This is a genomic window from Rhizobium rosettiformans, assembly GCF_016806065.1.
In the GTDB taxonomy this organism is placed as follows: Bacteria; Pseudomonadota; Alphaproteobacteria; order Rhizobiales; family Rhizobiaceae; genus Allorhizobium.
This window is the reverse complement of record NZ_CP032405.1, coordinates 3,782,839-3,804,374: the sequence shown is the minus strand read 5'-3', so window position 1 is coordinate 3,804,374 and position 21,536 is coordinate 3,782,839. Positions and strand designations below refer to the sequence as shown.

Genomic DNA, 21,536 nt, shown 5'->3' with positions numbered 1-21,536 from the left:
TGCGATGGATTCGGAGGTGCATCATGAGCTTGAATGTGGCGAAGGGAACGAACTGGCGCCGCTCGATCGTCGTCAAGATTTTTCTGGTCTGCTTCGTCTGCATCCATATCCCGCTGATCGCCTTGCTGTTGAACTTCGGTACGGGAGCCAGTTCGAACCCGCTGTCCGTCGGTCTTGTCGTTCTGGTGGCTACGCTGATCGGTACTGTCGCCTGCCTAGCGACAATGTGGTGGCTGACGCTGCCTCTGCGCAATCTGGCAAAGGCCATCAGCCAGTACCGTGCCGGGGGCGCCTTCAGCGAGGACCAATTGAGCAAATACGGCGAAGACGAAATTGCGGTGGTTACGCGCGCCGTCTGCGGGATGGTCGGGGAGATTTCGGCGCTTGCGGAACGGGTGAACGGAGAGCCGGGACTTGATCCGCTCACCGGTCTCATGAACGCCAGCGCCGTCTATAGCGTGCCGTTGCCGAGGCTTCCCGCACAAGCCGAGGGCGGCATCGACATCTATGTCGCCGTTTTCGAGTTGGAAACGATCGAGGCCGTAAGTGCCAAGCATGGCCGCGAGGTGGCCGATATGGTGCTCGTTGCCGTCGGAGATCTGGTGCGCCTGCACTTCGCGCCTCGACAGATTGCAGCACGCATGTCGGGAACGACCTTCATGCTGCTTTTTGCCGATGATCCGATCGCCGTCATCCACTCCTGCTGTGAGGCCATCCGAAAAAACGTGGAGCAACTCGAGGTTGGCCCCCTCGCGGCGGGCAGCCTTCGGCTGACCTTCGGCCTTGCTCCGCGTCGGACCGACGAAGCGATGGCCGATCTGCTGCACCGGGCAGACATGGCGCTTTTCAGGGCCAAGGATACGCTACGCACCGGGTTGGAAACGCTGAAGCCCTGAGGGCGAGGGGCTCGCACCCCTCGCATGCGCGGACCTGATGACAGGCGTCACTGCGGTCCGATCATCAGTTCCGGCCGGACATACTGGTCGAATTCCTCATCGGTCAGATAGCCGCCGCCGACAGCCTCCTGACGCAGGGTGGTGCCGTTCTTGTGGGCGGTCTTGGCGATCTTGGCGCAGGTGTCATAGCCCAGGCGGCTGTTGAGAGCCGTCACCAGCATCAGCGAATTTTCCACTCCCTTGCGGATGTTATCTTCTCGGGCTTCGATGCCGACGACACAATTGTCGGTGAAGGAGACGGCCGCATCGCCCAGGAGCTGGACGGACTGCAAGAAATTATAGGCCATCATCGGATTGTAGACATTGAGCTCGAAATGGCCCTGGCTGCCGGCAAAGGTGATGGCCGCCTGGTTGCCGAAGATATGGGCGCAGACCTGGGTCAGCGCCTCCGACTGGGTCGGGTTGACCTTGCCCGGCATGATCGACGAGCCGGGCTCGTTTTCCGGGAGTGCGAGTTCGCCAAGGCCGGCGCGGGGACCGGAGCCAAGGAAGCGGATGTCATTGGCGATCTTGAAGAGGGCAGCTGCGGCTGCATTGATGGCGCCATGGGCAAAGACCATGGCATCGTGGGCGGCAAGCGCCTCGAATTTGTTCGGCGCGGTGATGAAGGGCAAGCCGGTGATCTTGGCGATTTCCTCGGCCACCTTTTCGGCAAAGCCAACCGGGGCATTGAGGCCGGTGCCGACGGCCGTGCCGCCCTGGGCGAGTTCGTAGAGGCCAGGCAGGGTGATTTCGATGCGCTTGATCGATGAGGCAACCTGAGCGGCATAACCGCCGAACTCCTGGCCAAGCGTCAGCGGCGTCGCATCCTGCGTGTGCGTGCGACCGATCTTGATGATGTGTGCGAAGGCTTTCGCCTTGGCATCCAGCGCCGCATGAAGGTGCTTCAGGGCCGGGAGCAGATGATGGACGACATGCTCTGACGCCGCGATATGCATGGCCGTCGGATAGGTATCGTTCGACGACTGGCTCATGTTGACGTGGTCGTTGGGATGGACAGGCTTTTTCGAGCCCATCTCCCCGCCCAGCATCTCGATGGCGCGGTTCGAGATTACCTCATTGGCATTCATGTTCGACTGCGTGCCAGAGCCCGTCTGCCAGACCACCAGAGGAAAGTGATCGTTGAGCTTGCCGTCGATCACCTCCTGGGCGGCCGTGACGATCGCCTCGCCGAGTGCCGGATCGAGCTTGCCAAGCGCCATATTGGCGCGGGCGGCGGCCTGCTTCACGATCCCCAGCGCTCGCACCACCGGCAGAGGCTGCTTTTCCCAGCCGATCTTGAAGTTGCCGAGCGACCGCTCAGCCTGTGCGCCCCAATAGCGGTCGGAGGCGACCTCGATCGGGCCGAAAGTGTCGGTTTCTGTGCGATGGGTCATGGGATTTCCTGCCTGTGGGATGGTGGATGTGGCTGGTCGTGAAGCGGTGCTTTGCATTTAGGGAGTGACGCATGCGATACAAGCCGATGAACAGAAGTCGATAGTTTCTGTCAAGTATTTCTCGCGCCGTGGACGCTCGCCTCGTGTCGGGTGCCTGTGTCCTTTCCGGCACGTCTCACGACTATTTGTCCGCGACTGGAAACGGTTCGCCCACCGTCGCTGTGCAGGATTTGTTAACGTCAATCAAAATTTAACGAATATTTCCATTTAGTTTGCGCGGAGGCGATGGCGGACATCGCCGGTCGGGTCACGCAAAGTTGAGGCCGACGGGTGAGCCCGCATGACATTGTCCAACTTTTCAATGAAATGCCGATCCGCTAGTGATCCGCGCATGACCAAACGTGCTTCGAGTCCGTTTGTGACTCGGACCGGGAAATGGAACAGAGAATGACGAGAAACAGGAAATTCGTAGTCACCGCGCTCCTCGCTGCGACGACTGCGGTCGGAACTCTTCCGGGCGATGCTGCCGCCACGACGCTTCTCGATCTTCTCCGGGGCGGACCAGGACGCCAGGCAAAACAGCAGGCGGCTCCCGCCTCTCTCGAAAGTCAGGCACGCGGTGGGCTCGAAATGGGCGATCCCGAGCCACTGCCGAAAGTCGCCGGCCCTCGGTACTATACCTACAAGCCCGAGGCGCAGCGCGCGATCAAGATCAAGCTGCCGGTGACGGACGCCGCGGCCGGATCGACCGAAGCGCCGTCTGCGGAGGTGCTTGGCGCCCGCCGTTTTCTGTCCGACGTTTCCGTGCGGGCCACGGACGAGGTCGCCAAGACCGTCGAGGGCTATTACGGCGATCCCAACAAGCCGCTGATCTGGACCAGCGAGGATGGCATTTCCGAGCGTGGTCGCGCCATGATCTCGGCGCTCGCAGGCGCCGATACGGTCGGTCTGTCGCCAGACGACTATCTCGTGGCGATGCCGACCGAGAACGCTGACCCGGCGGATCCGGAAAAGCGTCAGCGCGAACTCATGGCCTTCGAGGTTGCTCTCTCCGCTAAGGTCCTCACTTACGTGCAGGACACGGTTCGCGGCCGTATCGATCCGAATAAGATCTCCGGCTACTATGACTTCAAACGCAAGGGCGTGAATATTGCCCCCGTGCTCGACATGCTGCGGAAGAGCCCTGATGTTGCGGCCTATCTGCGTAACCGCGATCCAAAGAGCCCGCAATTCGTGGCGCTGCGCGACGAGCTTATGCGGCTGAAGGCAGAGGATGCCGAAGCTGAAACGCAGGCGATCACGATTGCGCCCGGCACACTGCTGAAGCCTGGACAGAGCAAGCCGGAGACGGCTCAGGTCATCGGTGCCCTGAAGCAGGTGGCGTCGGAAGCGGTGCTCACGCAGCATTCGGCGACGCTGACCGCCTATACCGGCACGCCGGACTACACGCCTGAACTCGTCGCTGTGGTCGAACAGTTCCAGGAAGAAAAGGGCCTGAAGCCGGATGGCGTCGTCGGTCCTGCAACAATCCGTGCGATGACCGGTCATAGCAATGCCGAGAAGATTGCCAAGCTCGAAGTCGCCATGGAGGCCCTGCGCTGGCTGCCGGCCGATCTCGGTTCGCGTTATGTCTTCATCAACGCACCGGCCTTTGAGGCGACCTACGTCAACGACGGCAAGGAGCAGTTCTCGATGCGGGTGGTCGTCGGCTCCAAGGCGAACCAGACCTACTTCTTCCAGGATCAGATCCAGACCGTCGAGTTCAACCCGTATTGGGGCGTGCCGAAGTCGATCATCGTCAACGAAATGCTGCCGAAGCTCAGGGCCGATCCGTCCTATCTCGATCGCCTCGGCTACGAGGTTTCCTATGGCGGTCGCAAGGTGGCCTCGAGCCAGGTCAACTGGAATGCCACTCATGCCGTCGACGTTCGCCAGCCGCCCGGCGGCGACAACGCGCTGGGCGAGTTGAAGATCCTCTTCCCCAACGAACATGCGATCTACATGCATGACACGCCGTCGAAGAGCTACTTTAACAGGGATATGCGCGCGCTGAGCCATGGTTGCGTGCGTCTGGCCGAGCCGCGCGTAATGGCGGCCGCCGTCATGGGCACGACGGTCGAGGAGATTGGCAAGCAGATCGCATCGGGCCAGAACCGCGCCGTGCAGGTTCCGCAGAAGCTCCCGGTTTACGTCTCTTACTTTACGGCCTGGCCGAACAAGGATGGCGTGATCGAATATTTCGATGATGTCTACAGCCGCGATGACCATACGGCCAAGGCGTTCAAGGCGACGACCGATGCACGGGCGCCGCGGGTCTAAGTCGGCGATCAGATTGATGACATGACGGATGGCGGGCCTTTGGTCCGCCATTTGCATTTGGCCGTGTCAGCCGACCAGGTGCTCGACGAGTTCGACTGTGAGCTCATCGAAATGCCCGATGATGTGCGATGCGCCAAGCTCTTCGACGGCGACGTCGGAATAGCCGAAGGGTACCGCGATCGAGGGGATGTTGCCATTTCGGGCGGCGAGGATGTCATTGATGCTGTCACCGATCATCAGGACCTTGCCGGCATTGCCACCGGCCCGCTCGGCAGTTGCGAGGATATGCGCCGGATCCGGCTTGCGAAAGGCGAAGGTGTCACCGCCGGCAATCGCGGTGAAATAGCCGGTCAGATGGAGACGCTCGAGAAGCGGGAGGGCCAGCCTTTCCATCTTGTTGGTGCAGACAGCGAGAATGTAGCCGGCAGCCTTCAGTCGCTCGAGTGCTTCGATCAGCCCGGGATAGGGGCGGCTCTTGCCCGGCATGCCGGCTTCATAGTGGGCGATAAAGCGGTCGAGCAGGGCAGGGATCTCATCATCTGTAATCGGTGCGCCGCGCAGCGCAAAGGCGCGCTGGATCATGACACGCGCGCCCTGGCCGACGAGATGCGTCAGGTCCTCGTAGCTCACGGGTGCGAGATCGCGGGCCGCGATCGTGTGGTTCAGGCTTTCCACGAGATCGGGTGCGGTGTCGATCAGGGTGCCGTCGAGGTCGAAAACGATGGTCGTGGTGGTCAAGCCGGTTCTCCCGAGGCAGTTCCAAGGTGTCGTCGGGTTATGGGAAATCCTTTGAAAACGCAATGTCGCATGGCGATGCAGGGCTTCCGCTCGGTCGAGGAGGCGTGTAAACAGCTTCCAACGAAACGGACGGGAGCTTTCGGCGCATGGACGCCCGCGAAATGAAGATCAAGGCCGCAGCTGCGGCGCTGGAGCATGTTGAAGACGGCATGCGCCTCGGGATCGGAACCGGCTCGACGGCAGAGGAATTCGTTCGCCTGCTGGCCGAGAGGGTCGCCGGTGGACTGAAGGTGCAGGGCGTACCCACCTCCGAGCGCACGGCGCGGCTCTGCCTCGAACTCGGTGTTCCCCTGAAGTCACTCGATGAGCTGCCGGAACTCGATCTGACCATCGACGGCGCGGACGAGATCGATCCGCAGTTCCGTCTGGTCAAGGGTGGCGGCGGTGCGCTGCTGCGCGAGAAGATCGTCGCTGCGGCCTCAACGCGCATGATCGTGATTGCCGACGAAACCAAGCTCGTCGAGACGCTCGGCGCGTTCCCGCTGCCGATCGAGATCAACACGTTCGGCCAGGCTTCCACGCGCCTGGCGATCGAGCGGCTCGCATCCGAACTGGGGCTTTCCGGATCGATGAAGCTGAGGACCCGGTCGGACGAGAGCCTGTTCATGACCGATGGCGGACACCTCATTCTCGACGCATCTTTTGGCCGCATTCCTGATGCAGACGCACTGGCAAGCCGGCTCAATCAAATCCCCGGCGTGGTGGAACACGGCCTCTTCATAAACTTGGCATCGCTCGCGATCATCGCCGGACCGGCAGGTGCGCGTGTGATGGAGCCGAAGAACTAACAGGAGCATAGAATTTCATGATCAGCTTTACGCGTATGGGCCGCTTCGCCTCGATCGCCGTGATTGCCGGCAGCGTCATGCTGGGTGCAGTCTCCGCCAAGGCGCAGGATGTGCCGGCAGAGCATCTGCAGGCTGCTCGCGAGGCGATCAGCGCGCTCGGCGTCACCAATCGCTTCGACGCCATCCTGCCGAACATCGTCGACCGCCTGACTGCTCAGCTCATTCAGGCCTATCCGAACCTGCAGGACGTCATTTCGGCGAAGGTTGAAGAAGAAGCCCTGAAGCTTGCCGCGCGTCGCGCCGATCTGGAGCGTGAAGCCGCGGTCGTCTACGCCAAGGCCTTCACCGCCGCAGAATTGAACGAGATCACTGCTTTTTACGGCAGCGAAACCGGTAAGAAGCTCCTCAAGGACGGTCCGATCGCCACCCGCGAACTGCTGAAGGCCGCGGATATCTGGACCGCCGGGATCGCACGCGATCTGGAGCAGCAGGCGAACGAGTCGCTGCTTGCAGAGGTTCAGGCGGAACAGCCTGCGCCCGAAGCAGCGCAGCCCTAAGTCGACCAACGTCGGTTTTTAAGCCCGGGCAAAGACCCGGGCTTTTCTTTTTGTGCTCCCGCCTCCTATATCAGGCGCAGTTGCAAGCAGAGCCCGAACGGGCAGGAGATCTCCCCATGAGCCAATTCGACTATGACCTCTTCGTCATCGGTGGTGGCTCCGGCGGGGTGCGCAGTGCGCGGGTCGCGGCCTCCCTCGGGAAGAAGGTTGCCATCGCCGAAGAATATCGCTTTGGCGGCACCTGCGTCATCAGGGGATGCGTGCCGAAGAAGCTGTTCGTCTATGCGTCGCAGTTCCATGAACATTTCGAAGATGCCGCCGGTTATGGCTGGACCGTCGGAGAAAGCCGGTTCGACTGGCCGTCGCTGATTGCTGCCAAGGATAGGGAGATTGCGCGCCTCGAAGGCCTTTACCGCAAGGGGCTGGAGACTGCAGGCGTCGAGATCCTGGAGACGCGTGCCGAGCTGACCGGGCCACATGGTGTCCGCCTGGTGAAGTCCGGCAAGGAAGTCACGGCCGAGCGCATTGTCGTGGCGGTTGGCGGTGCCGCCAATCCCCATGCCGCACTTCCCGGCCACGAGCTCTGCATTTCCTCCAACGAGGCGTTCCATCTGGAGGCGCTGCCGCGTTCGATCCTGATTGCCGGGGGCGGCTATATCGCGGTGGAGTTTGCCAACATCTTCCATGGGCTCGGCGTCGAGACGACGCTGATCTATCGCGGGGCGGAGATCCTCAGCCGCTTTGACCTGGACATGCGGCGCGGCTTGCACGAGGCGATGGTCGCCAAGGGTATCCGTATTGTGTGCCAGGACCACATTCAGAAGGTGACGAAGTCGGCGGCCGGCAATCTTGAGGTCGAGACGATCAACAATGGTCGGCTTGTCGTGGAGCAGGTGATGCTGGCGCTCGGCCGCGATCCGAACACGACGGGCCTTGGGCTCGAAGCTGCGGGTGTGGAGACCAACGAGCGCGGTGCGATCGTGGTCGACAGCTATTCGCGCACCAATGTGCCGAGCATCTTCGCGCTTGGCGACGTCACCGATCGTGTCCAACTGACCCCCGTCGCCATCCACGAAGCGATGTGTTTCATCGAGACGGAGTACAAGAACAACCCGACGTCTCCGGACCATGACCTGATTGCCACAGCTGTCTTTTCGCAGCCGGAAATTGGCACGGTTGGATTGTCCGAAGAAGCCGCCGCCAAGAAGTTCGAGGAGATCGAGGTCTATCGTGCGCAATTCCGCCCGATGAAGGCGACGCTGTCGGGCCGGGCGGAAAAGATGATCATGAAGCTGATCGTCAATGCGGCGGATCGCAAGGTGGTCGGCGCGCACATACTCGGACACGACGCCGGCGAGATGGCCCAGTTGCTCGGCATCACGCTGAAGGCTGGCTGCACCAAGGACGACTTCGACCGGACCATGGCCGTTCATCCGACGGCGGCGGAAGAACTTGTGACGATGTATGCGCCGAGCTATCGGATCAGGAACGGCGAACGGGTCTGATCCGTCGCTTCTTCCGACGATGAACGAGGCAGGGCGGGCCTCGACAAGGCCCGCCTGCGGCACTCAGAATTTCGAGATGAGGTCCAGGCCCAAGACGGGTGCCGACAATGCGGCCAGGGTCAGTAGAGAGAGCAGGACAATCCGGAGCCTGCGGGTCTTTCGGGTTTGTACGCCAGTCCAATCATACGCCATCACACGATCCTCATGATCAACGCGGGAAGTCGAAACTTCCCGAACACCACGCTACGCCCCCGGAGGCCGGGGTAGAGGTCGAGGCTTGCGTGAAGCTTGCCTTGGACCGGATCCATGAACGACTGCTTAACTCACAGTGCCTTCAGACATTACATGCTGGCATCAATGATTTGCTTTGCAAGGAAATGCTGATGCGGCGACAGGATTGCCCCTGTGAATCATGTGGGTAACGTTGGTGCAGTGCAGCAGTTGTCTAGCGTTTCAACCAGTCGATCGCAGGTTGCCACAATGTGTCTTTGAAGGCTGATCGGAAGAAGCCAAGGTGTCCGACGCGGCCGCCAGCGTCCTCCGGCGAAATCCAGCGGATCTCCGTCGGAGCACGGTTGTAGTATTTGAGCAGCGCCTGCTGCGCTTTCGGCGTGCCCCAGGGGTCGTCCGTCAGTCCGATCGCCAGGATCGGAGTCTCAACCTCCGCAAAGCGGCGGGCGGCATCCATCGTCGGGTCGGCGAAGAAATATTCGGGATGTCTGCCCCAGCGTGCCCATTCCCTGAAGATGGTGCCCGGCAGGGTCTGGCCGAGGCCGATCCGCCCGGGGACCTTGCCGAGCAGCGTTGCCAGGGGGACGCCGACGAGGTTCATCTGGCTGAAGACGCGAAAGCGCGGCTTGGTATTGCCCCAGTAGCCCGTCATTGTCGCCACCATCAGATAGCGGGAGAAGCGCTTCGAGCGTCCGCCAAGGGCGAGCACCTGTCCGCCGAAGGATTGGCCGATGCCGACAAGCGGGTGATCTGGCGCTTCCAATTCAAGCCGATGCAGGGCGGCGGGCATGTCGAAATGCGCCCAGTCGCGCATCAGCAACGGACGTTTCCAGTGGCGCGGAGCCTGTGAGCCGGCGACCCCGCGATAGTCGTAAATGAGTGCCGCTCTGAAACCGTGCTGGGTCACGAGATGCTCGGCAAAGCGGGCATAGAAACCGCGGGGGACCGCGGCTGCCGACGAAATCAGGGCCAGCGGCCCATCACCGCTGCCGCGCATCAATGTGCCGTGCAGGGCAAAATGATCCGTCGTTTCGAACTGGATCTCGAATTTTTCCATCACGTGTTGCGTCATGCCGAACCTCCCGCTCCGGATGCCAACTCCGATCTTACGTTTACGTTCATGTCATATCAAGCACCGCGCGAGGTTCGTTCGGGTGAGGTCACTTTTCGCCCATGTGGACGGTGCCCGCTCCCGGCGTCCCACCCTTCGAAAGTCCCTAATCTACGGCTTTGCAAGCGGTGATTAACCGTTTATAAGCCCCCATCCGATGCGGCCGGGATGGTTGCCGCAGTTAGTTTCAGACAGGTGAAGACCATGGCGCAGAATTGGACCCCGAGCAGCTGGAGACAGAAGCCCATCAAGCAGGTTCCGGCTTATCCGGACCTCGATGCATTGAAGGCTGCCGAGCAGCAGCTCTCGACCTATCCGCCGCTGGTCTTTGCGGGTGAAGCCCGTCGCCTGAAGAAGTCGCTTGCCCAGGTCGCCGAGGGTGAGGCATTCCTGCTGCAGGGCGGCGATTGTGCCGAGAGCTTCGCCGAGCATGGCGCCGACAATATCCGCGACTTCTTCCGCGCCTTCCTGCAGATGGCCGTTGTCCTGACCTTTGGCGCGCAGCTGCCGGTGGTCAAGGTTGGTCGTATCGCCGGCCAGTTTGCCAAGCCGCGCTCGTCCGACATGGAAAAGATTGGCGACGTCGAGCTGCCGAGCTACCGTGGCGACATCATCAACGGCATCGAATTCACCGAGGACGCGCGCATTCCGAGCCCGGAACGCCAGCTGATGGCCTATCGCCAGTCGGCGGCGACGCTCAACCTGCTGCGCGCTTTCGCCATGGGTGGCTATGCCAACCTCGAGAACGTGCATCAGTGGATGCTGGGCTTCGTCAAGGATAGCCCGCAGGCCGAGCGCTACCGCAAGCTGGCCGACCGTATTTCCGAAACCATGGATTTCATGAAGGCTGTCGGCATCACCTCGGAAAACAATCCGAGCCTGCGCGAGACCGATTTCTTCACCAGCCACGAGGCCCTGCTTCTCGGCTATGAAGAAGCGCTCACCCGCGTCGATTCGACCTCGGGCGACTGGTATGCCACGTCTGGCCACATGATCTGGATCGGCGACCGTACCCGCCAGGCCGATCATGCACACCTGGAATACTGCCGTGGCATCAAGAACCCGATCGGCCTGAAGTGCGGCCCGTCGCTGCAGGCGGACGATCTTCTGAACCTGATCGACATCCTGAACCCGCAGAACGAAGCCGGTCGCCTGACCCTGATCTGCCGCTTCGGTCACGACAAGGTTGCCGAGCACCTGCCGCGCCTCATCCGTGCCGTCGAGCGCGAGGGGCGCAAGGTCGTGTGGTCCTGCGATCCCATGCATGGCAACACGATTACGCTCAACAACTACAAGACCCGTCCCTTCGAGCGGATCCTGTCGGAAGTCGAGAGCTTCTTCCAGATCCACCGTGCGGAAGGCTCGCATCCGGGTGGTATCCACATCGAGATGACCGGCAAGGACGTCACCGAATGCACCGGCGGTGCGCGTGCCGTTACCGGCAACGATCTGGCCGACCGCTACCACACCCATTGCGACCCGCGTCTCAATGCCGACCAGGCTCTGGAACTTGCCTTCCTGCTTGCCGAGCGGATGAAGAGCGGCCGCGACGAAAAGCGGATGATGGTTGCGAACGGCTGAAACATAGGTTCAGCTTTCCGAGTTTGACGACCGGGCGGGCTTCCATGAAGCTCGCCCGGTTCGCGTTTCGGAGGTGACATCATGCAAGACAAGACGGGGCGCTGCCTGTGCGGCGCGGTGACGATCACGGTTCGGGGAAAACTCGGTCCGGTCAGCTATTGTCACTGCTCGCAGTGCCGTCGGCAGACCGGGCTCTATTATGCTACGGCGGATGCCGCGATCTCCGATGTCGAGATTACGGGGCGCGACAGCATCGGGACCTTTCGCGCAAGCGCGGACGCTGAACGTGCTTTTTGCCGCCAGTGCGGCTCGGCACTCTACTGGAAGGGTAATGGAGAGGGCAGGATGTCGCTCATGGCCGGCCTTTTCCCGAACCCGACGGGGTTCGAAGGCGGCTACCACATCTTCTGCGCCGACAAGGGCGACTTCTACGAGATCAATGACGGACTGCCGCAATATGCCGCGAGCCGCAACTGAGCTTAGTCAGGCTGCAGCTGCGTTCGAGGTCTTGATACCCAATTCCGCCAAGGCTTTGTCGTAGGAGAGATCGACGGCGGCGAACTTGGCGGACTGCCAAGCGAAATAGTCCTCGACAAATCGGCTGCTCAGCATCAGATCGCCCCGGCGTCGCGGCTGTTCCCAATGCAGCAGGTTCTCGGTCTCGGCCTTTTTGAACATGCGTTTCAGGTTGGTGGTCGAAACCTGATAGGTCTCGCTGAGGTCCGTGAGGCTGACCGGGCCACAGGAGTGCGCCTCGGCCGTCCGGTTCACGTCATCAAGCCGCGCGATCATGTCGTGAAGAATGATTCCGCCGAGATCCGACCACAGGAAATGGCCGATCGTATCTGGCGGATCGCGCCAAATCGGATCGCCCACCATAAGATCAGCGCCAATGGGCTGGGCGATCACGAAGATCCGCTCTTCCGCAAGCGAGGTCATTTCCCGGTTGCCGCCATCGAGGCGATCGAGACAGGCGAGGTGGCCGTTGAACCAGCTTCGAAGCCCATTCAGGCTGAGTTCTGTGGGCTCGAGGACGCGCACGCGCTTGTCGGGCACTTCGGGAACATCCCGCAGGAACTTGTAGGCGACCAACTCGGCGAGGTAGCCGGTTGCGGTGTTGCGGCTGGCTGCGCCGAGGCGCATGACCGTTTCGACGAAGCGGGTCGCCGTCAGGCCCGACAGCGGATCATCGGGCGTACGCCGCAGTGCCAGCGCAAAGACCGACTGTGTCATCAACCACTTGCGATGGGATGCCTTGAGGCGCGACATGCGCGGTGTGCGCATGTGGATCGCAATCAGGTGCTGGGCAATCTGTTTTTCGATGGCCGGGTAAAGCGGATGTGCAAATATTTCGGCGCGCGTCAAAAACGGCATGGCAATGGCTCGTCTCTAAACTTTGAGTGCCAACAGAGTGGCCGGCTGCAAACGCAGTCGGGCCATGACAGTGGTCGCAATACTGTCAAGAACTCTGATTTGTCGAACAAAAAAAGTCTATGGCCGAAATTGTGGGGCGCTGCAATAGCAGCGCCCGGTCAAAATCTCTTTATGGATAATTGTGATCGCAAGTAACGGCCGGCTCAACTGCTCGGCTGAAGTCTACCCGATTGTTCCGGGAAGAAACGTTCCATTCCGTAGCCTTCGCCGAACATCACGTCATGCTGAAGCAGGCGATAGTCACGGATGAGCGGATCGATCCGGCCGGACAGCGCCCAGTCAGCCTGGGCCTTGTTGTTGCGGCCGATGAGCTGATGGCGGTCGATGACGGCGTAACGTTCTGCCACACGACCGAGCATGCCGGTGTAATAGGGGTGGCGATAACCGGCCATGTGGACGATATAGTAGGGCAACTGCGATGGGCTGACCGAGCCGATATCCTTCTGGACGCCGCGCTTGGACGACCAGACGACCAGCGGCGTCTCATGCTCGCGCTTCATCGTCTCGACCGAGGCTTTGCGGGTTGCAACCACATTCGCCATATAGCCACTTTCGGTATAGACCTCGTGGAGTGGCGGTAAATGGTCGCCGAAGAGAACAATGATCGTTTCGCGGCGCCGCTTCTTGGCCCAGTCCATCAGATCCTTGAGGCTCTCGTCGGCTTCCTTCACGCCCTGTGTATAGGTCTCCAGCGCGCTGACATTGCGCTCGGACAGGGTGGGGGCATCCACGCCGATGGTATTCTTCACATAGCGGTTGCGCTCGTACGGGCCGTGGCCCTGCAGCGTGACGGCGAAGAAGAAGAAGGGCTCGTCCGTGTTGTCGGCCTCCTTGATGATGTAACGGGTGAGCGCGTCGTCGGAAGCAAAGATGCCCCGTTTGTCCATGGCCGGCATGGTCTCTTCCGAATGAAACTGCCGGAAACCGAGCGACTGGTAGACATTGTTACGGTTCCAGAACCAGCCCTGGAAGGGATGGAAAGCCTTCGTCACATAGCCCTTGGATTCAAAGAAGGTCGCAAGCGAGGGGACCGGGCGGCGGATATACTGCTGATAGGGGATGCTGCCATAGGGCAGGAAGGCGTTCGAAAAGCCGGTCAGGGCCTCGAATTCGACATTGGCGGTCATGCCGCCGAATTCCGGCGAGAAGACGTGGCCGGACTGGCTCGCCCTGATGGTTGGCATCGGATCCGCCGAATAGCGGATGCTGCTCATGCGGGTCGGATCCCAGAGGGATTCGCTCATGACGACGATGACATCCGCCTGACGGCCGGAGAAGAAGGAGGCCGGCAGCAGATCGGTCTGCATGTCGGTAATCGCGACCTTGCTGTAGCCGTCGGGTGCTGCGACGTTGGCCATCGGCACGTTGAAGGCGAAGGCGAGCAGGAAACCGTTGTGGCGATAGTTTTCCTTCTGGTCCCACATCATCGGCACGATTTTCAGCCGATCACGCAAGGCCGAGTAGGTCATCGGATCCATCAGCGACGCGAAGCCGGCGAGCAGCGGAATCGCAAGAGCAACCCGAACTCCGCGGCCTGTCAGATTGAGGCGCGGGAAGACCTTCCGGCTCTTCCAGATGAGCGCGAAAAAGGCCGCAACGGCAACAAGGCCGCCAATTGCAAGTGCGACTGCCTTCATCGGTTCTGCGGCGACCATGGCCGGCAGGAGCTGCAGGATCTGGCGACCAAAGAGAAGGTCGCTGGGGAAGAGCGGATCCGACAGGAAAAGCTGCTTCTGGCCGGAGAAAAAGGCGGGCAGGATTGCCAGCGGGGCGATGAGAAGTGTCGACTGATAAGCCTTGCCGATGATCGCATCGGCAAAGGCGAGTATCAGGAATACGATGCCGACTGCCACCAGACCCGGCCGGTTCGACGCAGTCATGTAGTCAACCACATCGACCATGCTGCCGCGCGCCAAAATCTCGCTCAGGAAGACGATGGCGGCGGCAATAAGCCCGGTGTTTATCAGCTGAATCGCAAATTGGATGATCCAAGAGCTGCCGATTTCGCGCTCGCGCAGGACGCCGACGGCGCTAACGACATTTGCGATTCGCGATTTCGGGCTGGTTTGGACCACGTCGAACTCCAGGTCATGGGAGGGTGTCATGAAAGGTTCGCATAGGTGTCACATAAACGTCATGAATGCTACATGAACCGCGGCGTATGAGCCTTTGTTCCCGTCATTTCCTGCGCTTCGGTTTGTGCTCGGGTTCGTGCTGGCGCACCCAGCCGGTGGGGTCGCGAAGAAGCAGCGTTGCGAACCGTCCGGCGAGCCGCTAAATCGGTGTCATGAGCGAAGCAAAGAAGATCTCCGACGTCCTGCGCATTGCGGTGGCACAGTTCAATCCTGTCGTCGGCGATGTCGCCGGCAATCTGGCCAAGGCTCGCGCAGCGCGGGCGGATGCGGCCGGGCAGGGGGCTGACCTCCTCTTGCTGACGGAGCTCTTCATTTCCGGCTATCCGCCGGAAGATCTCGTCCTGAAGCCCTCCTTCCTGAAAGCCTGCCTGCAGGCCGTGGAGGCGCTCGCGGCTGACACCGCCGATGGCGGTCCGGGCGTCATCGTCGGCTTTCCGCGTGAGGGGGAGAAGGGACGGCACAATTCCGTCGCGATCCTCGATGGTGGCAAGATCCTCGCCTTTCGCGACAAGATCGATCTGCCGAACTACGGCGAATTCGACGAGAAGCGGGTGTTTACCGAAGGCGAGATGCCGGGGCCGGTGAATTTCCGCGGTGTCCGGATTGGCGTGCCGATCTGCGAGGAGATCTGGAACGATCTCGGTGTCTGCGAGACGCTTGCCGAGACGGGCGCCGAAATCCTGCTCGTGCCGAACGGCTCGCCCTATTATCGCGGCAAGGTCGATATCCGTCATCAGGTGGCGCTGCGCCAGGTGATCGAGACAGGCCTTCCTCTTGTGTTTGCCAACCAGCTCGGCGGTCAGGACGAACTCGTTTTCGATGGTGCGAGCTTTGCCTTCAACGGTGACAAGTCGCTTGCCTTCCAGATGAGCCAGTTCGAGGAGACGCTGTCGGTCACGACCTGGAAGCGGACCGCGGATGGCTGGCGCTGCGATCAGGGGCCGATGTCGCGCATTCCGGAAAAGGAAGAGGCCGACTACCGCGCCTGCGTTCTGGGCTTCCGGGATTATGTCAACAAGAACGGCTTCAAGAGCGTCGTGCTCGGGCTCTCCGGTGGTATCGATTCCGCCATCTGTGCGGCGATCGCGGTGGACGCGCTTGGCGAGGAGCGGGTTCGCACGATCATGCTGCCTTACCGATATACTTCTCAGGAAAGCTTTGCCGATGCCGAAGCCTGCGCCAAGGCACTCGGCTGCCACTACGATATCGTGCCGATCCAGGACCCGGTCGAAGGGTTTCTCTCGTCGCTGTCCGACATGTTCGAGGGGACCGAGAGCGGCATTACCGAAGAGAACCTGCAGAGCCGGACGCGCGGCACGATCCTGATGGCGATCTCCAACAAGTTCGGCTCCATGGTCGTGACGACCGGCAACAAGTCCGAGATGTCGGTGGGTTATGCCACGCTCTACGGCGACATGAATGGTGGTTTCAATCCGATCAAGGACCTCTACAAGATGCAGGTCTATGCGCTCTCGGCCTGGCGCAACGAAAACGTGCCGCCGGGTGCGCTTGGCCCGTCAGGCGAGGTGATCCCGGCCAATATCCTGTCGAAGGCACCGTCTGCGGAACTGCGCCCGAACCAGACCGACCAGGATTCCCTGCCGCCCTATCCGGTGCTTGACGACATTCTCGAATGCCTTGTCGAAAAGGAGATGGGCGTCGATGAGATCGTCGCGCGTGGCCATGACATTGCGACCGTTCACCGGGTCGAGCATCTGCTCTATCTCGCCGAATACAAGCGGCGGCAGTCGGCACCGGGCGTGAAGATCACCAAGAAGAATTTCGGACGCGATCGCCGCTATCCGATCACGAACCGGTTCCGGGATCGTTAGGCGTGTCGACAGAGAACCGCGACGCCCGGGCTGCTTTGCCTGATTTCACGGCGGAAGAGCGCAGCTACATCTTTGCTGTCGGAGCGCATGACAATCAGGATGGCGGTGTTTACCGGACGCTCTCAAGCGCAGCCTACTTCCTGCCTTCGATGGCGATCGGCTGCTACGGTCTGTGGGACGGGAGCTTCAAGATGCTCGGCATCGGGTTCCTCACGCTGATCGTCAGCTTGATCTGGGGTTTCTACACCGAATGGCGCAATGCTCACATTGAGCAGACGGGCCGGGCGATCTTCGCCAAACTGCGCCAGACGATGGAAAATCGCTCAGGTGCTGATTGATTCTTCCAAGGAGACCATGATGCGCAGTTCGGTCGAGATCTACGATATGACGACCCGAGAATGCGAGGTCGTCTGGCAGACGGATGACCTCGTCGAGGCGCCCAACTGGTCGCGCGATGGCGAGTTTCTGGTCATCAACGGCGATGGTCTTCTTTATGCGTTGCCGCTCGATGAAGACGATCCCGAACCGGAACTGATCGACACGGGTTTTGCCGTGCGTCTCAACAATGATCACGGGATCTCGCCGGATGGCGCCTCGATCGCTTTCTCCGACCATACGCTCTTCGGCAAGTCCTGCATCTATCTGCTGGGTGATGGTGACGACGAGCCGCGCCAGGTCACCGACAAAATGCCATCCTACTGGCACGGCTGGTCGCCGGACGGTAAGGAGCTTGCCTATTGCGGCGAGCGCAACGGCGCCTTCGATATCTATACCATCTCGACCAAGGGCGGGGCCGAGCGGCGGCTGACGAACGGCGAAGGGCACAATGATGGTCCCGATTATACGCCTGATGGTCAGTGGATCTATTTCAACTCCAGCCGGACCGGCACCATGCAGATCTGGCGCATGCGCATCGATGGCAGCGACCTGCAGCAGCTGACCTCAGACGGTTATGGTGACTGGTTCCCGCATCCCTCTCCGGATGGGAAGAAGGTGCTCTTCCTCTCCTACGATGCCGATGTCGAAGGCCATCCGCGCGACAAGCAGGTACGGCTTCGGTTGATGGATGCCGATGGCGGCAATGTCGAAACACTCATCGAGTTCTTCGGCGGTCAGGGCTCGATCAATGTGCCGAACTGGGCGCCGGACGGATCGGCTTTCGCCTTTGTCCGCTACTTCCCGGTCGAGGCCTGAGCCTGTCGCATTCGGGTCTGTCCCGCTGCTGGTTCTTGCGGTATTGATCCTAAGTCAGGTGCTTGCCGTTAGGTGAGAGAATCGGGAAGCCGGCGAAAATCCGGCACGTGCCCAACGCTGTGAGGCGGACTTGATGCGCAAGGGGAAACCCGGCCACTGGAGCGATCCGGGAAGGCGCGCATCCTGGATGATGCCCAGTCAGAAGACCGGCCTGGCGAGATAGACCTTTCCCGCGTGGACGGCGGGTGGTTGCGCATTGTGGGGATTACGATGCACGACAGACCGAACGAGTTCCTCGTCCGGACGGCGCCTTTCGCCGATCAGGATAAACAGGCCGTCTACCGGGCCATTCACACGCGACGCGATGTCCGCGACCAGTTCCTTTCCGATCCGCTGCCGGACGACCTGGTACGACGACTGCTTGAGGCGGCGCATGCCGCTCCCTCCGTGGGCTTCATGCAGCCATGGAGTTTCCTGCTGATCCGCTCTGCTCGAAAGCGCGAGGCGATCTGGCAGGCGTTCCGACGGGCGAACGAAGAGGCGGAGGCGATGTTTCCGGTCGAGCAGCGCGACGCCTATCGATCGCTGAAGCTGGAAGGCATCCGCAAGGCGCCGCTCAACATCTGCGTCACTTGCGATCCGGATCGTGCGGGGCCCGTTGTGCTTGGACGGACCCATGATCCCAGAATGGACGCTTTCTCGACTGTCTGCGCCATCCAGAATCTCTGGCTTGCCGCCCGTGCGGAAGGGGTCGGGCTCGGCTGGGTCAGTATTTTCCACGAATCGGAGGTGAAGGCGCTCCTTGGCATTCCGGAGCGGATCCAGATCATTGGCTACCTCTGCCTCGGCTATGTCGACGAACTCTATGCGACGCCGGAGCTTGAGGTAAAGGGATGGCGCAAGCGAATGCCGCTCGACGATTTGATCTTCGAGGAGAGCTGGGGGCAGATCGCGGAACGGCCGATCACTCCTGCAGCGGCTGTGGACCTGATGTCGCCGGGTTCCTGAGATCGATCGTTCCCTTGTCGGAAGGGAGGAAGGCAGGGCCAACGCGGCGGACGTTGAGGCTGGCCTCATCCAGTACGCGCTCCGTAGCAGGTACAGTCGCCGACGCAGCCTCTCTTTTTCTCGGTGCAACTTCGATGACGGAGGACTGGTAGTCCGGCACGGCCGGACGTGGCGTCATGCGCTGGTAGTATTGCTGAAGGTTGCAGGCGCAGGCGGGTTCCGCATCGCTGCGCCGGTTGCGGTAGAGGAAGGCGTTGGGCAGATCGCGATAGGGGCGACCGCTGACTGCCGAGATCATGTCCACGGTCTCGCTGCGCTCCGGCGCGTGGAAAAACAGCTCCGTCTCCGTGCCAGGACACATCTGCTGGCATTGCGCCGCATCGCGGGCGAAGTTCATCGCCGAGGTCTGTGACGAGATCGGGAAGAAACCGCCATCGCAGGTACGCACACACAGCGTGCGCACATTGCCGCTGGGCATCATGCTGATCTGCGGGGGCGGTGCGGAATAGGCGGCTTCGGCTGCCCGGTCCGGGCGATAGGGTTCCGTCAGCGTGTCGAGGTAAGGGATGCGTTCGGCGTCCTCCGGGTAAGCCGCTTGATCCGGTCCGCAGCCATTCGCTTCAAGTGCTGTGACCAGGGCTGCTCGCGCATCTTCTGCGCGGTTCTCGCGGAGATCGGCAAGTCTTGCCGCCAGGATGTCGCGATTGGCCTCCATCCGGGAGATTGCTGATGCCAGATCGCTGCAGTCATTGCCGCCATCCGGGCGGATCTGGACTATGGAAGAGGTCAGGCAGCGCAGCCGCCGCTGATCCTGGCGCGCCTTGCGCAGTTCGAGGTTCTGCTGGGCTATGGCACTGGCATAGCTGTTGATTTCAGGCGACTGTCCGCCCTGTTCGACCAGAACCAGCCTGTCGCGCAGTCGCTCGCAGAGCGCCGAGGCTTCAGCCCCGTTCGGCAGCGCGCTGCCGAGGGCGATCAGCAAGGCAATGGAACTGACTATCCTGCTCGGCACATCCGGATCCCAGTTGTCGTTTGCAAGGCATATGACGACCCTTGTGATCTGAAGATAGCCGAGTGACGGCCAAATGAAAATGACGGATGACGTGGCGGAAGCACGAGCGGCCATCCGCCATGTCTCGCGTCAGGCGGCCTGCGCTGCCGTCAGGGTCATCGGCGCTTCGAGCACGCTGCCGTCGATGGCGGCCACCGCCTTCATCCGCTCAAGCAGATCCTGCGACACCTCCCAGGAGACCGCGACTGCCTGGACCACGCCGATCCGCTGAGGTTCGCCGATCCGGATGCCCGGGCAGCCCATGCGCTTGAACATGCGCTCCAGGAAGACGTCGGTGACGGTAACGATGTGACTGAGACCGGATGCAAGGCCCAGCTCGCCTACCCCGCACATCAGTTCGGCCGCCGCGATCGTCACCTGGTTGCTCGCCCGGTCCTGGGAAATCTCCGGATCGATACAGAAGCGACTGGATTCCCAAACTGCGGCGCTGCGGATTTGTGGTCCATCACCGAGGAGGATGGGAAAGGTGTCGTCGAGCATGTTGGGGCCGAGCGTCGGCAGGAGGCGCAATGACCCACGCAGTCTTCCCTCGTCGCCATAGGACAGGACATAGAGAGGGTTGGCTCGGTCGTAGTCGTCGATCTCCCAGGCGTCACGCACCTGGACTTCCCAGCCCAAAAAGTCATGGAATACCCGCTTTCTCAACCTGTGCATCGCGTCGATATCGGCGGGAAACTGATTGCGACGCGTGCCGTTGATGATCCTGATCATGCTTTGCTCCTTCTTGCAGAACGGAACAGGCAGCATGCGTTGCAGGGGGACGCGCTAAAACTGGCGGTGGCGCCAGCTTCGCGGAATACAATCTATGATATCGTGATGCGATTTGCCCTAATCACGGAAATTTGGCTCCACGAGCCGTGGGATCAGGCCACGCCAGACGGCTTCCGCGACAGCTTGTGCATTGTTGACGACGTCGAGTTTCTCGCGCGCATTGGCCATGAAATGGCGGATGGTTCGTTCGGAGATGCCGAGGATGACGGCCGTTTCCCAATAGCTCTTGCCGGCTGCGATCCATGCCAATGTTTCGCGTTCTCGGCGGGTGAGAGGACGGGCGCGGGCCGCTTCAAGCTGTGCATCGGTCGATGCTCTGGCCAGGCGCGCGTTCAACAAGGTGCCGAGGCTCAGCATGTCGCGGTCATGGGCGCGGCGCCAGGCCGACAGGCGCTCCGGAGTGGCGTTCAACTCGACCAGCAGACAGCTCTGCCGTCCCGGCAGAGGGTAGCCGACGATCCGGTGGTCACGATTTGCGCTTCGCTGCCATGCCTTGAGCTCGACAGGCTGAAGCCCTGGCAAGAGGCTGGCGATCTGTTCAAAAGCCGCTCTGCGGTTGAGTGAGCGGGCGAGGTGAAGGGAATTTCGTCGGTGGCTGTCGTGAATGTTGTGGGGGCGCAGGCGTGCGCTTGCGATCATTCCACCGAGATAGGTGATGCGGCCCGTCCGATAAGCGCTCTGAAGCCTTGCCAGGAAGTCTCCGGGATCAAGCGTCTCCTGCCGATCCAGCAACTCCAAGAGATCGAAATACGCGCCTGAGAGCCCCATCAACAATACCCGAGATTTCAAGGGGCGCAGTGTCGGGGCTACAGCTTTGGCTTGTCCAGATGGCAAATTTCGCGAAAGCGAGCGGCGAACCTGATCGCCG

At 61.2% G+C, this 21,536-nt stretch carries 19 protein-coding genes and 1 riboswitch; of the genes, 11 read left to right on the top strand and 8 right to left on the bottom strand.

The genetic code is table 11. The annotated features are described in order from the left end of the window. The first annotated feature begins 23 nt into the window (after window positions 1-23). Window positions 24-896, top strand: a complete 873-nt coding sequence (locus D4A92_RS18645) for a GGDEF domain-containing protein (RefSeq protein WP_203016482.1) — start codon at window positions 24-26, stop codon at window positions 894-896. A 47-nt stretch (window positions 897-943) separates the two neighbouring features. Here D4A92_RS18645 and fumC read toward each other — a convergent pair whose 3' ends face one another. Then, on the bottom strand, window positions 944-2,332 hold the full coding sequence (gene fumC / locus D4A92_RS18640; protein WP_203016480.1) for a class II fumarate hydratase: 1,389 nt from the start codon (window positions 2,330-2,332) through the stop codon (window positions 944-946). A 447-nt stretch (window positions 2,333-2,779) separates the two neighbouring features. Between fumC and D4A92_RS18635 the strand changes: the two genes are divergently transcribed. Beyond that, window positions 2,780-4,651, top strand: a complete 1,872-nt coding sequence (locus D4A92_RS18635) for a L,D-transpeptidase family protein (RefSeq protein ID WP_203016478.1) — start codon at window positions 2,780-2,782, stop codon at window positions 4,649-4,651. 66 nt (window positions 4,652-4,717) lie between these two features. On the opposite strand, the gene D4A92_RS18630 is transcribed toward D4A92_RS18635, so the two are convergent. Beyond that, the gene (locus D4A92_RS18630; RefSeq protein WP_203016477.1) at window positions 4,718-5,389 is read right to left on the bottom strand and encodes an HAD family hydrolase; all 672 of its coding nucleotides are present in this window, start codon (window positions 5,387-5,389) and stop codon (window positions 4,718-4,720) included. 146 nt (window positions 5,390-5,535) lie between these two features. On the opposite strand from D4A92_RS18630, the gene rpiA reads away from it, so the two are divergent. The 3 genes from rpiA (at window position 5,536) to gor (ending at window position 8,299) form a co-directional block, all read left to right on the top strand. Beyond that, a complete protein-coding gene (gene rpiA / locus D4A92_RS18625) occupies window positions 5,536-6,237 on the top strand; it encodes a ribose-5-phosphate isomerase RpiA (RefSeq protein WP_203016476.1) in 702 nt (233 codons plus the stop codon). A gap of 17 nt (window positions 6,238-6,254) precedes the next feature. Then, window positions 6,255-6,794: a DUF2059 domain-containing protein gene (locus D4A92_RS18620; RefSeq protein ID WP_203016475.1), complete on the top strand. Its 540-nt coding sequence runs from the start codon at window positions 6,255-6,257 to the stop codon at window positions 6,792-6,794. A gap of 116 nt (window positions 6,795-6,910) precedes the next feature. Further along, entirely contained in the window at window positions 6,911-8,299 is a 1,389-nt protein-coding gene (gor, locus tag D4A92_RS18615) for a glutathione-disulfide reductase (RefSeq protein WP_203016474.1), read from the top strand. A gap of 445 nt (window positions 8,300-8,744) precedes the next feature. Here the strand turns inward: gor and D4A92_RS18610 are convergent, their stop codons facing one another. Next, the gene (locus tag D4A92_RS18610; protein ID WP_203016473.1) at window positions 8,745-9,602 is read right to left on the bottom strand and encodes an alpha/beta hydrolase family protein; all 858 of its coding nucleotides are present in this window, start codon (window positions 9,600-9,602) and stop codon (window positions 8,745-8,747) included. 243 nt (window positions 9,603-9,845) lie between these two features. Here D4A92_RS18610 and D4A92_RS18605 point away from each other — a divergent pair, with 243 nt between their 5' ends. Continuing rightward, window positions 9,846-11,222, top strand: a complete 1,377-nt coding sequence (locus D4A92_RS18605) for a class II 3-deoxy-7-phosphoheptulonate synthase (protein ID WP_203016472.1) — start codon at window positions 9,846-9,848, stop codon at window positions 11,220-11,222. An 81-nt stretch (window positions 11,223-11,303) separates the two neighbouring features. Further along, window positions 11,304-11,699, top strand: coding sequence for a GFA family protein (locus tag D4A92_RS18600; protein WP_203016471.1), 396 nt, complete (start codon window positions 11,304-11,306; stop codon window positions 11,697-11,699). Between the two features lie 6 nt (window positions 11,700-11,705). Here the strand turns inward: D4A92_RS18600 and D4A92_RS18595 are convergent, their stop codons facing one another. Together D4A92_RS18595 and D4A92_RS18590 are read right to left on the bottom strand one after the other, a co-directional pair. Next, window positions 11,706-12,596 carry a hypothetical protein gene (locus D4A92_RS18595; protein ID WP_203016470.1) on the bottom strand — a complete coding sequence of 297 codons (891 nt, stop codon included), beginning with the start codon at window positions 12,594-12,596 and terminating at the stop codon, window positions 11,706-11,708. Between the two features lie 203 nt (window positions 12,597-12,799). Then, complete coding sequence (locus D4A92_RS18590; protein ID WP_203016468.1) at window positions 12,800-14,761, bottom strand: LTA synthase family protein; 1,962 nt, start codon at window positions 14,759-14,761, stop codon at window positions 12,800-12,802. Window positions 14,762-14,943: 182 nt separating this feature from the next. On the opposite strand from D4A92_RS18590, the gene D4A92_RS18585 reads away from it, so the two are divergent. The 4 genes from D4A92_RS18585 (at window position 14,944) to bluB (ending at window position 18,825) form a co-directional block, all read left to right on the top strand. Continuing rightward, window positions 14,944-16,623: an NAD+ synthase gene (locus tag D4A92_RS18585; protein ID WP_203016466.1), complete on the top strand. Its 1,680-nt coding sequence runs from the start codon at window positions 14,944-14,946 to the stop codon at window positions 16,621-16,623. A gap of 2 nt (window positions 16,624-16,625) precedes the next feature. Beyond that, entirely contained in the window at window positions 16,626-16,961 is a 336-nt protein-coding gene (locus D4A92_RS18580) for a hypothetical protein (RefSeq protein WP_203016464.1), read from the top strand. 19 nt (window positions 16,962-16,980) lie between these two features. Further along, window positions 16,981-17,817: a TolB family protein gene (locus tag D4A92_RS18575; RefSeq protein WP_203016462.1), complete on the top strand. Its 837-nt coding sequence runs from the start codon at window positions 16,981-16,983 to the stop codon at window positions 17,815-17,817. Window positions 17,818-17,856: 39 nt separating this feature from the next. After that, window positions 17,857-18,046, top strand: a riboswitch (cobalamin riboswitch). A gap of 41 nt (window positions 18,047-18,087) precedes the next feature. Beyond that, on the top strand, window positions 18,088-18,825 hold the full coding sequence (bluB, locus tag D4A92_RS18570) for a 5,6-dimethylbenzimidazole synthase (protein WP_203016460.1): 738 nt from the start codon (window positions 18,088-18,090) through the stop codon (window positions 18,823-18,825). Here the strand turns inward: bluB and D4A92_RS18565 are convergent. The 3 genes from D4A92_RS18565 to D4A92_RS18555 all read right to left on the bottom strand — a co-directional run bounded on the left by D4A92_RS18565 (window position 18,782) and on the right by D4A92_RS18555 (window position 21,436). Next, entirely contained in the window at window positions 18,782-19,837 is a 1,056-nt protein-coding gene (locus D4A92_RS18565) for a DUF2865 domain-containing protein (protein WP_203016459.1), read from the bottom strand. The genes bluB and D4A92_RS18565 overlap by 44 nt on opposite strands. 129 nt (window positions 19,838-19,966) lie before the next feature. After that, window positions 19,967-20,608 carry an acyl-homoserine-lactone synthase gene (locus tag D4A92_RS18560; protein ID WP_203016458.1) on the bottom strand — a complete coding sequence of 214 codons (642 nt, stop codon included), beginning with the start codon at window positions 20,606-20,608 and terminating at the stop codon, window positions 19,967-19,969. 117 nt (window positions 20,609-20,725) lie between these two features. Continuing rightward, complete coding sequence (locus D4A92_RS18555) at window positions 20,726-21,436, bottom strand: helix-turn-helix transcriptional regulator (RefSeq protein WP_203016456.1); 711 nt, start codon at window positions 21,434-21,436, stop codon at window positions 20,726-20,728. Between the last annotated feature and the right edge of the window lie 100 nt (window positions 21,437-21,536).